We start from the raw sequence: 13,958 nt of genomic DNA, 5'->3' as shown, positions 1-13,958 counted from the left end.
GGTCATGGGGTGGAGATCACCGGAATAGCGAGCGACAGAGTCTGGCGACCGCGCTCCACGGTGACGGGAATGCTGCCGGCGCCACGCAGGTCGCCGCCGACACGGTCGACATCCTGCGGACCGGTGACCGGGCGGCCGCCGATCGCCGTCACGACGTCGCCGTCGCGCAGGCCAGCCTGGCGGAACAGGGCACCCGAGCCCTGCGCACGCACGACCAGCCCACTGATCCGGCCATCGTCGATACGCGGGATGAAGCCGATCTCGCTGCGCAGGCGGTCGGCCGATGACGAGCCGAGGCTCGGTGGCTGCGCGGTCGGCATCGAGGGGGCGCCGATCGCCGAGGCGGCGGGTGTCACCGGTGTCACCGCGCCCGACTGGTCCAGGAACAGGTCCTCGGCTGCGCCACCGCGATCGATCGTGACATGATCGAACGCCACCGCCTTCAACCGAACGCCGGGCGAAACCTCCTCGCCCACCGAAAAGCTCTTCTGCACGCCGTCGGGTCCGGCCAGGATGGCGGAGCCACGGCCCATCGCCTCATCCACACGCGTGCCGAACAACGTCAGTTGCAGCGAGGTCACCGCTGCCGGCTGCCCCCCTGCGGACAGGCGGAAAAAGGGATCGAAGCCGGACAAGATCTCGGTCGATGGCGCCGTGGGCCTGATCGGACGCCAATCGCCAACCGGCGCGACCGGGGTCAGCGTCACCCAGATCAATCGCGCGGCCTGCACCGCCACCGCCGCCATCAGCGCCAGTTCCGCCACCGAGTACAGGTTGACGCGCGGCAATCGCCGCAGGATGCGGCGCGCGCGGGCATCCATCGTCAAGCGCATCGTGCAACCCACCCAAGCATTGGCCGCATCACGCATGGCAGGTTGTGCCGATGCGTCAACCGCTTCCCTGCCGATCCCACTGGCGCGGCACGAGATGCGCTGGCAATCTGCCGGCCATGACCGCCCCCGCCCCTCTCGGTTCCGGGCACCCGTCCGAACCCATCGTGCAACGCATCCTGGCGCAACCGGGCGTCCAGCGCGTTCCCTCGCCCAAGCTGACGCTGTTCATCAAGCGCGCGTTCCTGCCCGCGGACCTGTGCGAAACGCTGATCGCGCAGATCGATGCGGTGCGCCGCCCCTCCACCGTCAGCGACTTCAACGGCGACGCCGCCTACCGCACCAGCGAAACCGGCGACCTGAACCGCGACGACCCCGCGGTCGCCGAGGTGGAGGCCCGTATCGCCGCCTTCACCGGCCTCGACCCCGCGCATGGCGAACCGATCCAGGGGCAGCGTTACGCCGTGGGACAGGAGTTCAAGGGGCATACCGACTATTTCGAACCGACCGGCATCGACTATCACCGCTTCTGCGGGGTTGCGGGCAACCGGACCTGGACGGTGATGATCTATCTCAACGAACCCGAGGCAGGCGGCGCCACCCGCTTCAAGACGGTCGACAAGATCGTGCAGCCCGAGACCGGCAAGCTGCTCGCCTGGAACAACCGCCGCCCGGACGGCACGCCCAATCCCGCCACCATCCATCAGGGGATGAAGGTGCGGAGCGGCGTCAAATACGTCATCACCAAATGGTTTCGCGAACACCCCTGGCGCTGATGACACCCGACCGCGCAGGGGCGGCCGGGCGCATCGATCAGAAGGTGGTGCTGACGCCCAGGGTGAAGATGCGGCCCAGATTGTACCGGTTGATGAACACCTCGTTGCCGCTCGAAAAGGTCTGGCTTTCGCGATAGCGCGTCCGGGTCAGGTTGCGCGCCTCCGCCTTGATCTCGAACCGACCGCCGAACGCCTCGATACCCTGCCGCGCCACCAGGTCCAGCCGGATGCCCGGCCGTTCCACCACGTCCGGCTGGAACCCCACGCCCGACAGGTTCGCCGGACCACGATTGGTCACGCGGTCGCTGGCATAGTTGAACAGCGCCGTCAGCTGCGACAGCGACGCGGTGTCGTCGATGCCCAGTTGCAGGTTGACGAGATGGTCCGACTGGCCCGTCAGCGACGCGCCATCGCGGAATTGCAGGCTGGCCGGACCATAGCCGGTCGCACACCCGCCCAGCGTCTGGTTCAGCACGTTGGGCACGCACTGGCCGCCCGCGTCGATCTTGGACTTGGTGTAGGTGTAGTTGGCCAGCGCGAACAGCCGCCGGGTGGCGAACGCCTCACCCAGGCTGACCAGCGGCAGATATTTCTGCACCTCCACCTCGGCACCGTACAGCGTCGCCTTGGGCAGGTTGGTGAAGCCGGTCTGGAGCCGATCGTCGGCACCGGTGTAGAAACCGACCTGCTCGATCGGATTGTCGATCCGCTTGTAGAACCCCGCTGCCGTGAAGCGCTGATCGCGCCCGAAGAACCATTCGTACCGCCCCTCCAGATTGTACAACTGCGAATCGCGCAGCAACGGATTGCCGAAGAACAGCCGGTCGGAATCCGGATCGCGGAACTGCTGCGGCGCCAGTTCGCGGAACTGGGGGCGGGAGATCGTCTTGGAGAAGGACCCGCGCAGCTGCATGTTGGGCGCGAAGTTCCAGGTCAGCGTCGCCGCCGGCAGGAAGTAATCGCGCTTCAGCCGCGTCGTCGCGGTGTCGATCGGCGTCACCGTCTCCACTGCGTTCTCGTATCGCACGCCGATCACCGCGCGCAGGCCGTCCAGCGCCTCCGCCTCGGCCTGGGCATAGCCGGCATGAATGCGCAGGCCCGCGTCATAGGCATAGGCGCCGAGCGGCGTGTTGAACTGCAACTCGATCGTGCAGGCGCCGGGCCCGATCTGCGGACACGCGTTGAACAGCGCGTCTGGGCCGAGCAGATAGTCGGGACGCAACAGGTTGACCGGATAGCCCGGCGCGGTGCCCCCGCCCAGGCTGGTCTGGTAGTTGAACTGCAGCCGACTCGATTGACGATCGGTGTCCGAGTAGAAATACCCGGTCGACAGGGTGAAGGGCCGGTCGGTGTCCAGCTTGTACGACAGGTCCGCCTGCCCGGTCCAAAGATCCTCGTTCAGGTCGCTGAATATGATCGACGCGAACGGCGTGAAACGACCGGTGACCTGGTAGGCGCCGTTGCAGGTGAACAGGTCGCCGGGCACCGGTTCGTTGTTGTTGACGATCTCCAGCCCGTTGGTGGTGCGGTTGGAACACAGATAGTCGAATTGACGCTCGTAGGGGGCCTTGCGCTTGGAATTGGCATAGGCCCCGCGCGCGTCGACGCGCAGGCGGTCGGTCAGCTTGAACTCGCCGACCAGCTGCGACTCGATCAACTGACGCTCGAACCAGCTGGTGTTCTGCTGGAAGCGGAGGCCACTCGGGTTGTTGTACAGGGTCGCCGCCGCACCCCGCGCCTGCTTCAGCGTGTCGTGAATATAGACGTTGCTCCAGCGGATCGTGTTCTCGCCGAACTCCAGGCCCAGCCCGACCAGCGCGTTGGTGACCGCGCGATTGTCGGTCAGCAGGGTGCGGAAATCGTTGCGCAGCGTGCCCGCCTCGGTGACCGAGTCCTGTTGCGTGCTCAGGCGCGTGCGCCAGGTGTTGCTGGCGGACAGGGACGCGATCACGCCGAGCCGGCTCGATCCCACGTCGAACACGGAGCCGCCGGATACCTCTGCCGACCAGTTGGCGGGCAGCTGGTTGTTGCGCTGGAGCAGCGTGGTGGACGCGTTCGACAGCTGTGCGACCTGAGCGGCCGGGATCAGGCCGTTCCCCTTGGCGGCGTTGCGGATGAAGCCGGGCACGTCGCGCGTGCCGTCGTCGAAGCCGATCCAGTCCGCCTTGCCGCCATAATAGGTGTAGCCCAGCTCGCTCGTCGTCGCGTCGTCCGCGCCGATCGACGCGCCGGCGGACAGGAAGTTCTTGTCGGGCAGCGCCTTGGTGGTCAGGTTGATGACGCCGCCGCCGAACTCGCCGGGATAGTTCACCGAATAGGTCTTCTGCACCAGCGCAGAGCCGACGATCGTGGTCGGAAAGATGTCGAGCGGCACCGACCGCCGCAGCGGTTCCGGACTGGGCAGTGGCGATCCGTTCAACAGCGACGAGGAATAGCGGTCGCCCAGACCCCGCACGAAGACGAAGCCTCCGCCGACCACCGACAGGCCGGTGACGCGGGTCAGCGCGCCGGCGATGTCGCCCTCTCCCGTCCGCGCGATGTCGGCCGTAGAGAGCACCGACACGATCTGCGCCGTCGCCTTGACCGTGTTGGGGATGTTGCGGCCCACCACGACCACGTCGGCCGGCTCACCGGACGCGCCCGGCACCGACACCTCGACCGGCGCGTCGCCCTCTTGCCCCTGCGCTGCCTGCCCCTGTGCCGCCTGGGATTGCGGCGTGCCGCTCTGCGTCGTCGGTGTTTGCGCGTCGGTCGGCGCAGCCGTGTCCGGCTGTGTACCGGTCGTGCTGATCGGCGGGGTGGAAGGCGGCGTGCTCCCCGTCGGCGATCCACCGCCGGTCTGCGCCAGCACCGCCGGCGAGACGAGCTGCGACGTCAGGAGAAGAAGGGTGGCGTAGGCGTGGCGACGCTGCATGGCCGTATCTTTCGCGCGGATATGGAAAAGGACCGGGGCGGCGGAGATGCCGCCCCGGTGAAGGGCACCGAGGCGGGTCGCCTCAGCGGCCGTTGCAGGCGAAGTAGACGGAGTTGAACGAGGGTGGGCCGAAGTCCTGCTTGCTGTCGTCCTTCGGCCGCACGGTGGAGCGGTCCGATTGGCTCGCTTCCTGTGCGATGAAGTTGACGCAGGCGACGTTGCCCGGCGACTTCACGATTCCGTTGACGAAGCGCATGTCCGATCCGCCGCGCTGACGGATCGCAGCCGGTGCCAGCGCGGTCTGGATGAAGGTGAAGTTGGCGTAGCTGGCGAACGTACGCGGCAGCAGGTCCTCCGCACCGTTCGAGTCGATCTCAGTAGAGAAGCTGTCGGCGGTCGCACCCAGAACGCGCTGTGCCGCGATCATGAACTGCATGAAGCCGCGATAGCCGTTGTCGATGTCGAAGCCGTCGTCGTCCGCGCCGGTCACCGCGATGTACTTGATGTTGGTGGTGCCGCCGAAGATCTCGATGCCGTCATCGGCCGAATTGTGGCTCTGGATGTGATCCAGCACGGTTCCCGAGCCCGTGCCGCCCAGCGTCAGGCCCTGCAACTCGTTGCCGTCGCTGATCGCAATGCCTGAGTAACGGATCTGGACGTAGCTCATCTGGCCGCTCGAGTCCGCCGCGGTCGGGCCGCCGTAGAAGCGCCCGGTGACGCCCTCGATCGCCTGCTGGCAGGTGGTGGAGGTGCCGCCCGCATTGTTCGGCCCTGTGCCCGCCGCGCACACGCCGATCGGCGCGCGACCGAGCAGGATGATCCCGCCCCACTGACCCTGCGTCGCGTCCGACACGCCGTTGTTGGCGAGGTTCTGCTGCGAGGTGAAGATGATCGGGTTGTCGCGCGTGCCGACCGCCGAGATCTTCGATCCGCGATTGACGATCAGCAGGTCGTTGGTCGCCTCCGTCGAGTCGGCCGCGATCACGACGCCCGGCTGGATGGTGAGCGTGATCCCGCTGTCCGCGCCGGTAGTGCCGACATCGGTGCCGACCTCCGTCTGGCCACGCAGGCGATAGTACACGCCCGCGATCTTCGGCAGCGTCAGGCTGGCGGTGATGACCGTCGGCAGTCGGCACGCGCGGAACGTCTGCACCAGACCGTCGTCGATCGTCCCGGTCGGGCACGCCGCCGCGGAGCCGCCGGTACCGACCGCCGGCACCGCCGTGCAGCGCGCACCCGATCCGCCGAACTCCGCCGAGGTGGAGTTGCAGGTCCAGCCCTGGAAAGCGGTATCGCTCGCTCCGTTGAGCGCGCCGACATAGTTGGTCGAGGTGAAGAAGCTGTTCAGCGTCGACGGATCGGTCGCGGTGGTCAGCGATGTGCTGCTGGTCGGATAGACACCGTTGATGCCTGTGCCGACGCCATCGACATTGTTGTTGGTCCCGGCCTTCACGATCGCCAGCTGCTCGTCGGCGGTGATGCTGATCGTGGAATTGCCGCCCGATGTCGACGCGAACTGCGCGGCGGTGATGGCGCTGGGGGTCGGCGTCGGCGTCGGGGTGGGCGTCGGCGTCACGGCCGGCGGGTTGATGACGATCGTGCCTGCACCCGGCGACGCCACATTGTCCGCACCGCCGCAGCCCGCGAGCGCCGCGCATGCGGTGCTGACCAGAAGACGCGTCGCACTCCGCTTGAGGACCGCCATTGCCGTAAACTCCCTGTCGATCTGTGTCCGCCGGGCTGATGCCCAGTTGTGATCGACGCGAAAGTTCGCCCCGCCGCCGACCGCCGGACGCCGATCTAGGCGGCTCGTGTGACGGCTAGGTTGGCTTTGCGTGACGCCTGGATGACGCCGCGATGACGATATTGTGACAGCGGGAGGAACGGAGGCGCGTACCGACGCGCGACGCCCGGATGATGACGAACCTACGCTCCCCCTCCATAGCGCGGTCAGGCACTCTCACCCTGCAGGCGCCGAACGCCGCTAATCCAGCGTCAGGACGATCTTGCCGCGCGGATGACCGGACTCCTGGTCACGGTAAGCGTCTGCCGCCCGCACGATGGGAAACGTTTCGGCAACCGTTACCTTGACCGTCCCAGCGGCCATCAGGTCAGCGATCTGACCCAATTGAGCCGCGTTGGGCTCTGCCATGTAGCGTGGCGCGATCCGGACGTTGCGGCCCTGCTTTGCATCGTCAGCAGGCGGCTGCAAGGTCGACACCAGGATGCCCCCTTCGCGCAGGACTGCCAGGGAACGCTCCCCGGTCTCGCCACCGATCAGGTCGAACACCACGTCCACATCGTTCGCCACATCCTCGAAGCGATCCGCCTTGTAATCGACCACCGTGTCCGCCCCGAGCGATCGGACGAAGTCGAGATCGCCGGAGGACGCGGTCGCAATCACCGTGGCCCCTTTCCACTTCGCCAACTGCACCGCCAGATGCCCGACGCCGCCCGCGCCGCCATGGATCAGCACGGTCTGCCCGGCGTCCAGCCCGCCATGGTCGAACAACCCCTGCCATGCCGTCATCGCGGCAAGCCCGGCGCCGGCCGCATCGACAAAGGACACCCCCTCGGGCAGGCCGACAAACTCGGTTGCCTTGGCGACGACATATTCGCTCTGCGCGCCGCGATCAAAACCGATATGCGCCATCACGCGGTCGCCATGACGCACCATGTAATGCGCGCGCGTGCCCACCGCCTCCACCGTTCCCGCCAGATCGCGGCCCATGATCTTGGGCAAGTCGTCCTCGCCGACGGGTGGAAACTCGCCCTGCGCGATCTTGTAATCGACCGGATTGACGCTGGCGGCGCGGACGCGGACCAGCACCTCGTCGTCCCGGGGCTGTGGGATCGGCGTTCGCTCGACCGACAACGCATCCGCGCCGCCGAACCCTTGCAGCACGACCGACACTGCGGTCGTATCGGCATCGGACATGTTGCTGTCGGAGGAAGTGTCGGCGGGACTGGTCATGGGCACGCTCCTGCTTGTGCGTGCCGAACGGTTGAACGTCGCTTGCGGTCCCATGCCCTGCACGCACCGTTACTGGTCCGCTGCCGACCCGCCGATACCGGGTCTGAACGCCAGTCCGAACAACAGTCGCACTCTACCGCGGAATTGCCGCTGCGAACCGCGAACAGAAAAAGGCCCGCTGCCACCGGGCAACGGGCCTGTAGATGGTGGGCGCGACAGGGATTGAACCTGTGACCCCACCCGTGTGAAGGGTGTGCTCTACCGCTGAGCTACGCGCCCGATCCCCTGGATGGCTGACCATCCGCAAACCGGAAGCGGGCCTCTAGACGGCGCCCCGCCCCCTGTCCAGATCGAAAATCATCGACCCGGCGCCGGCACGCATCAGATGTTGACCGAGTCCTTCAGCACCTTGCCCGCCTTGAACTTGGGCTGGCTCGACGCCTTGATCGTCATCGGTTCGCCGGTGCGCGGGTTGCGGCCGCTCGACGCCTTGCGCTTGGAAACCGAAAAGGTGCCGAAACCGACCAGCCGGACCTCGTCGCCCTTTTTCAGCGCGCCGCCGATCGCGTCGAACACCGCCTCCACCGCCTTGACGGCGTCGCCCTTGGTCAGGCCCGACGTGTCGGCGACCGTCGCGATCAGCTCCTGCTTGTTCATCTACTCAAACCCCCGTGGTGGAACGCCGCGACTCCGCCGGAATCGCCCTGGCGGAACGCGGCGCAAGTAAGGCGATGGTCCTAACCTGAGTCAACAGCCACCGCCCTGATCGCGCTCAACCACCACGCCCACGGGCTCTAATGATGCAATTCACCACCCGCCGGTGCGATTGGCGCGGGGGGAAACGCAGCCAGTTCGTCCGCATCGGTCCAGTCGATCGCCTCAAGCGGCTCGGTGAGCGCGAGCCGCAGCACCTCGTCGACATGGCTGACCGGCACGATGGTCAGACCTTCCTTCACATTGGCCGGGATGTCGGCAAGATCCTTTTCGTTCTCCTGTGGGATCAGCACCGTCTCGATCCCGCCGCGCAGGGCCGCGAGAAGCTTCTCCTTCAGCCCACCGATCGGCAGAACCCGACCGCGCAGCGTGACTTCGCCGGTCATCGCCACTTCGCGCCGGATCGGGATACCCGTCATGGTCGACACGATCGACGTGACCATGCCGATGCCGGCGGACGGTCCATCCTTCGGGGTCGCACCTTCGGGAAGGTGGATGTGCACGTCCTTGCGATTGAACAGGCTGGGCTTGATGCCATAGCTGGGCGCACGCGCCTTCACGAAGGAGAAGGCCGTTTCGATCGACTCCTTCATGACGTCGCCCAGCTTGCCGGTCAGCTTCGCCGCGCCCTTGCCCGGCACGGTGACGCTTTCGATGGTCAGCAACTCGCCGCCCACTTCCGTCCAGGCGAGCCCGGTGACCGCGCCGATCTGGTTTTCCGTTTCCGACAGGCCGTGGCGGAACTTCTGCACGCCCGCGAACTGGTGCAAATTGTCCGGCGTGATCGTGACGCTGCTCGCCTTCCCTTCCAGGATCTGACGAAGCGCCTTGCGCGCCAGCTTCGCGATTTCGCGCTCCAGCGTGCGGACGCCGGCCTCTCGGGTGTAGCGCTGGATCAGCGCGCGCAGGCCCTCGTTGGTCAGCGTGAACTCGCCGTTCTTCAGCCCGTGCGCCTCGATCTGCTTTGCGATCAGGTGCCGCTCGGCGATCTCGACCTTTTCGTCCTCCGTATACCCTTCCAGCCGGATGATCTCCATCCGGTCGAGCAGCGGCTGCGGCAGGTTCAGCGTGTTCGCGGTGCACACGAACATCACGTCGGACAGGTCGATGTCGATCTCGAGATAATGGTCGTTGAACTTAGCGTTCTGCTCCGGGTCCAGCACCTCCAGCAGCGCGGAGGCGGGGTCACCCCGGAAATCCTGGCCCAGCTTGTCGATCTCGTCGAACAGGAACAGCGGGTTGGACGCGCCGGCCTTTTTCAGGTTGGTCACGATCTTGCCCGGCAGCGATCCGATATAGGTGCGCCGGTGACCGCGGATTTCCGCCTCATCCCGCACGCCGCCCAGGCTCTGCCGAATGAACTCGCGGCCCGTCGCCTTCGCGATCGACTGGCCCAGGCTGGTCTTGCCTACGCCCGGAGGGCCGACAAGGCACAGGATCGGCCCCTTCAGCTTGTTGGTACGCGCCTGCACGCCGAGATATTCGACGATACGGTCCTTGACCTTCTCCAGCGCGTAATGATCCTCGTCCAGCACGGCTTGCGCCGCGGCGATGTCGCGCTTGATCTTCGACTTCTTGCCCCAGGGCAGGCCCAGCAACACGTCCAGATAGTTGCGCACCACCGTCGCCTCGGCGCTCATCGGCGCCATCGACTTCAGCTTCTTCAGCTCAGACGTCGCCTTGGTCCGCGCTTCCTTCGACAGCTTCAGCGTGGCGATCTTCTGAGTCAGCTCGGCGATCTCGTCGCCATCGCCCTCCTCGCCCTCATTGCCCAGCTCGCGCTGGATCGCCTTCAACTGTTCGTTCAAATAATATTCGCGCTGCGTCTTCTCCATCTGGCGCTTGACGCGGCTCTTGATCTTCTTCTCGACCTGCAGGACGCCCAATTCGCCCTCCATCAGGGCGAAGGCCATCTCCAGCCGCTTGGCGGGATCGACCTCGACCAGCAGCGCCTGCTTGTCGGCGACCTTGACGTTGATGTTCGCGGCGACCGCGTCCGACAGGCGCGCGGCATCGTCAATCTCGCCCAACTGCACCGCGGTTTCCGCCGGCAGTTTCTTGTTCAGCTTGGCATAGCTTTCGAACTGCGACACGACGGAGCGCATCAGCGCCTCGACGTCGGTGCCCTGCGCCTCCACCTCGTCGATCGTCTCGACGGTGGCCGTCAGATATCCTTCGACTGGCGCCAGCTCGCCCAGCCGCGCGCGTGCCTTGCCCTCGACCAGCACGCGTACCGTGCCGTCGGGCAGCTTCAGCAATTGCAGCACCGACGCGGTGACACCCACTTCGTACAGATCGCCGCGCGCGGGGTCGTCCTCCGCCGGGTCGAGCTGCGCTACCAGAAAGATTTCCTTGTCGGCGGCCATTGCCGCCTCAAGCGCCGCGACCGACTTGTCGCGTCCCACGAACAGCGGAACGATCATCTGGGGGAACACCACGATGTCCCTCAGGGGCAGAACGGGAAAATGGGTCATGCACACTCCGGCGGGTGCCGAACGCGGCCACCCCTTACCGCTTGTATATGGGGAGGGTTGCCAGTCCATCAATTGCCCGACGACGCTTGACCGATCGACACCGATGCGGCGAACGACGGACATGCGCCTCCGCCTTCTCGCCGCCCTTTCCCTGACGCCCCTGCTGCTCGCCGGCACCGTGCCGCTGAAAAAGGGAGAGCCGGCAATCAGCGAACAAACGCAGCGATCGGGGGGCATGCGCCCGGCGGAGCAACTTGCGCTTCGGTTCGACTCGGCGGACCTGCAATTCGAGGTGCTACCCGATCGCCAGGCGCTGAACGGGGTCGCGACGCTGACCTTTACCGCCACCGCGCCGCTGTCGCGCCTGCTGGTCGACCTCGACCGCAACCTGCCGGTCAGCGCGATCAGCATCAACGATCAGCCGCTGGCACGATCGGCGTGGAGCAATCCACAGGGACAGCTCGCCATCCGCCTGCCGCGCCCGGCGGCCCGGGGGGAGCGGATCGTCGCACGGATCGGCTATGCGGGCACGCCGCACATCGCGGTCAACGCGCCGTGGGACGACGGCATGGTGTGGTCGAAGACGCCCGATGGACGCACCTGGTTCGCCACAACGGCGGAGGGCTATGGCTGCGACCTGTTCTGGCCCTGCCTCGACTTCCCGACCGGGGAACCGGCAGTCGCGACGATCCACATCACCGTGCCTGCGGGGCTGAAAGCACCCAGCAACGGCGTGCTGCTCGGCATCGATGCGCTGCCCGACGGGCGCACGCGGTGGAATTGGCGGGTGAAGCAGCCCAACACTTACGCCATCGCTCTCAACGTCGCACCGTATGAGGAGGTCGCGGGCGGCTATCGCAGCCGATACGGCAACACCATCCCCATGCATTACTGGTACCTGCCCGGCGAGCGGCGCCAGGCGGAGGGGCTGTTCGCCGAGTTCGCGCCGACCCTCGACTTCTTCGAGGCGAACATCGGCCCCTACCCCTTTGGCGACGAAAAGCTGGGCGTGGTCGAAACGCCGCACAAGGGCATGGAGCACCAGACGATCAATGCCTACGGCAACGGCTATGCCAAGGCGCCGGAGGGGTTCGACTGGCTGTTTCAGCACGAGTTCGCGCACGAGTATTTCGGCAACCAGCTGACCGCCGCGGACTGGGACGATTACTGGCTGCACGAGGGCTATGCCGAGTACATGCAGCCCGCCTACGCGCTCTGGCGGGAGGGCGAGGCGCGCTACGCCGCGATGATGCTCGACCAGCGCAACCGCATCCTGAACAAGCAGCCGCTGGTGCGCGGCCGCGAGGTCACGGAGGAGGAGGTCTATGAGGATGCGAAGGGCGGCCCGGCCCAGGACATTTATTACAAGGGCGCGTGGGTCCTGCACACGCTGCGCTGGTTGGTCGGTGACAAGGACTTCTGGGCGATCACCCGCCGCGCCGTCTATGGCCGACCCGATCCCAGACCCGGCAACTTCGCCCCGCGCTTTGGCTCCACGGCCGAGTTTCAGCGCATCGTTCGGGAGGTCACGGGCAAGGATTATGGCTGGTTTTTCGAAGTTTATCTGCGACAGGCCGCGCTGCCGGACCTGATCGAGCGCCGCACAGCCGGTCGCCTGTCGCTGACCTGGGCTGCACCGGGCGGCGGCGCTTTCCCGATGCCCGTCGACGTCGAGGTGAACGGGACCGTGCGGCGGGTCACTCCCCCCGTCAGCATCGACGTACCCGCCGACGGCCATGTCGTCATCGACCCCTGGGCGCGCATCCTTCGCCGCAGTCCGGCGGTTGAAGCATTCCAGGCCTATCAGGCGCAGCAAAGGGCGAAGAAATGAACGACAGAGACTCACCCACGCATGACGCCAACGATGCGGAGAGCAACCTGTCGATCGGTCTGAAGCGCGCGGCGGAAATGGCGGCCGTGTTCATGATCGGCGACGGCGCGCTGGGATTGATCCAGGCGGTACGTCACGTCGACCTGTGGCGGTCGGACGTCGCGGCGGTGGACGCGCTGGTGAAACCGTTTGGTGGGCGACCCGGCCGCCGGCGCCTTTACGGGGTCGCGCAGATCGCCGCCGGACTGGCCTTGGCCGCCAGCCTCCGTCCGCGCCGCAAGTAACCAGCCGCGCGGCTTATTGCAGGGCCAGCGTCAGGCGCCGCACCAACGTGCGGGCAATCGACCTTTCGAAACGGCATCCGGCCAGCCCCGCCTCGCGCCAGATCAACTCGATGGCCGCTTCCTCGCCATCATCGAAGCGCAGCACCAATCGGCTGCCCGCCTCCGACGCGCCGGCGCACAGCATGCGGCATCCGAAAGGCGAAATGTCGAGCAGCATCGCGGCCAAGGGCTGCGCGCCCTCTCCTGCCCCGATCAGCTGGACATGCGCGGTCGGTCGCCGCAACGCGGCGCGGTTTTCAACCAGCGCCGGGTGCACCCGACGATCAACAGTGAAACGCGTGGCCATGCCGCCCTCCCATGCTGCTCATGTAGCCGAGTCAAGATGAACGGTTGTTCAACTTCGCACGTCATGAGAGGGCGAAGAACAGGCCTGCACCTCCGCCTGTCCCGCGCCACGAACCGTTCAACTGTAATGCGTCCGAGGCGAACAGTTCAGCTTCGACGATATACGTAATAGCAGCCGATGTTCCGCCGCTTGACCGACTCGACTCGGGACGCGCCGGCCAGTGCTCACTTCTCGAAAGAGGCGTCAGTAGATGCCAGCATACGGTCGAAAGGCGCGTAGAGCCGTTCGGCCCACCGAACGAGATATCAGAGCAGGCGCGTTACGTTGGCCACGCCCACTTTGCAGGCGCCATGAGTACGCTTCCGACCGCGCACGAGGCGCTGATTAGCCAAGCGGGTTCCCAAACCGACCCTGTCCCAAGCTCCGCCATTTCGGGCCATGCCCTTCTGTCAGGGGAACCGGACGTGAAGCAGAGGGCGGCTAGAGAGAATTTGTCGCGCCGTTGCGCAGGCAGAAGCGCTCTATGAAGACCGTCGACCTAGTTCACGAACACGGCGGCAGAAGATCGGCATTGCACGCGTGAGAGGTCGGATACCGTGGCATGGATCATTGGCAAACGCGTCAGTCGACGGCGTCTGAAGAGAAAACATGCAGCTCAAGCGCCTCTCCCAAATTGTTCGACAATGCCGTCGAGGATTGTGCCAAAACACGGCAGAGCCTGATGCTCGTCGGACAGGTGCCAAACAAGTGATTGCTCTGCGTTCGCGAGCGTAGAGCAGGCAAGGTCACCCCCGCTCGCGGCGCATTGCGAGGGC

Annotated in this window: 10 protein-coding genes and 1 tRNA gene; 3 read left to right on the top strand and 8 right to left on the bottom strand. The window is 66.1% G+C overall.

Annotated features, from left to right (window positions below; translation table 11 throughout):
* Window positions 1-2 precede the first annotated feature (2 nt).
* Window positions 3-833, bottom strand: a complete 831-nt coding sequence (locus BMX37_RS00690; RefSeq protein WP_093664195.1) for a type II secretion system protein N — start codon at window positions 831-833, stop codon at window positions 3-5.
* Between the two features lie 116 nt (window positions 834-949).
* Here BMX37_RS00690 and BMX37_RS00685 point away from each other — a divergent pair, with 116 nt between their 5' ends.
* On the top strand, window positions 950-1,606 hold the full coding sequence (locus BMX37_RS00685; RefSeq protein WP_093663569.1) for a prolyl hydroxylase family protein: 657 nt from the start codon (window positions 950-952) through the stop codon (window positions 1,604-1,606).
* A gap of 37 nt (window positions 1,607-1,643) precedes the next feature.
* Here the strand turns inward: BMX37_RS00685 and BMX37_RS00680 are convergent, their stop codons facing one another.
* The 6 genes from BMX37_RS00680 to lon all read right to left on the bottom strand — a co-directional run bounded on the left by BMX37_RS00680 (window position 1,644) and on the right by lon (window position 10,682).
* The gene (locus tag BMX37_RS00680; protein WP_093663568.1) at window positions 1,644-4,520 is read right to left on the bottom strand and encodes a TonB-dependent receptor domain-containing protein; all 2,877 of its coding nucleotides are present in this window, start codon (window positions 4,518-4,520) and stop codon (window positions 1,644-1,646) included.
* An 82-nt stretch (window positions 4,521-4,602) separates the two neighbouring features.
* The gene (locus BMX37_RS00675) at window positions 4,603-6,225 is read right to left on the bottom strand and encodes a hypothetical protein (protein WP_093663567.1); all 1,623 of its coding nucleotides are present in this window, start codon (window positions 6,223-6,225) and stop codon (window positions 4,603-4,605) included.
* A gap of 279 nt (window positions 6,226-6,504) precedes the next feature.
* The gene (locus BMX37_RS00670) at window positions 6,505-7,494 is read right to left on the bottom strand and encodes an NADP-dependent oxidoreductase (RefSeq protein WP_244501320.1); all 990 of its coding nucleotides are present in this window, start codon (window positions 7,492-7,494) and stop codon (window positions 6,505-6,507) included.
* Window positions 7,495-7,698: 204 nt separating this feature from the next.
* Window positions 7,699-7,773: transfer RNA gene (locus BMX37_RS00665), tRNA-Val, on the bottom strand.
* 102 nt (window positions 7,774-7,875) lie between these two features.
* Window positions 7,876-8,151 (bottom strand): HU family DNA-binding protein, encoded by a 276-nt coding sequence (locus BMX37_RS00660; RefSeq protein WP_093663566.1) that lies wholly within the window; start codon window positions 8,149-8,151, stop codon window positions 7,876-7,878.
* Window positions 8,152-8,288: 137 nt separating this feature from the next.
* A complete protein-coding gene (lon, locus tag BMX37_RS00655) occupies window positions 8,289-10,682 on the bottom strand; it encodes an endopeptidase La (RefSeq protein ID WP_093663565.1) in 2,394 nt (797 codons plus the stop codon).
* A 121-nt stretch (window positions 10,683-10,803) separates the two neighbouring features.
* Between lon and BMX37_RS00650 the strand changes: the two genes are divergently transcribed.
* Together BMX37_RS00650 and BMX37_RS00645 are read left to right on the top strand one after the other, a co-directional pair.
* Complete coding sequence (locus BMX37_RS00650) at window positions 10,804-12,513, top strand: M1 family metallopeptidase (protein WP_093664192.1); 1,710 nt, start codon at window positions 10,804-10,806, stop codon at window positions 12,511-12,513.
* On the top strand, window positions 12,510-12,797 hold the full coding sequence (locus tag BMX37_RS00645; protein WP_170841781.1) for a hypothetical protein: 288 nt from the start codon (window positions 12,510-12,512) through the stop codon (window positions 12,795-12,797). The genes BMX37_RS00650 and BMX37_RS00645 overlap by 4 nt, the downstream gene beginning before the upstream one ends.
* A gap of 13 nt (window positions 12,798-12,810) precedes the next feature.
* Here the strand turns inward: BMX37_RS00645 and BMX37_RS00640 are convergent, their stop codons facing one another.
* Complete coding sequence (locus BMX37_RS00640) at window positions 12,811-13,143, bottom strand: hypothetical protein (protein ID WP_093663564.1); 333 nt, start codon at window positions 13,141-13,143, stop codon at window positions 12,811-12,813.
* Between the last annotated feature and the right edge of the window lie 815 nt (window positions 13,144-13,958).

It is taken from the genome of Sphingomonas gellani, from assembly GCF_900110035.1.
In the GTDB taxonomy this organism is placed as follows: Bacteria; Pseudomonadota; Alphaproteobacteria; order Sphingomonadales; family Sphingomonadaceae; genus Sphingomonas; species Sphingomonas gellani.
The sequence above is the reverse complement of the archived record's forward strand: the minus strand, read 5'-3'. Positions and strand labels throughout refer to the sequence as shown.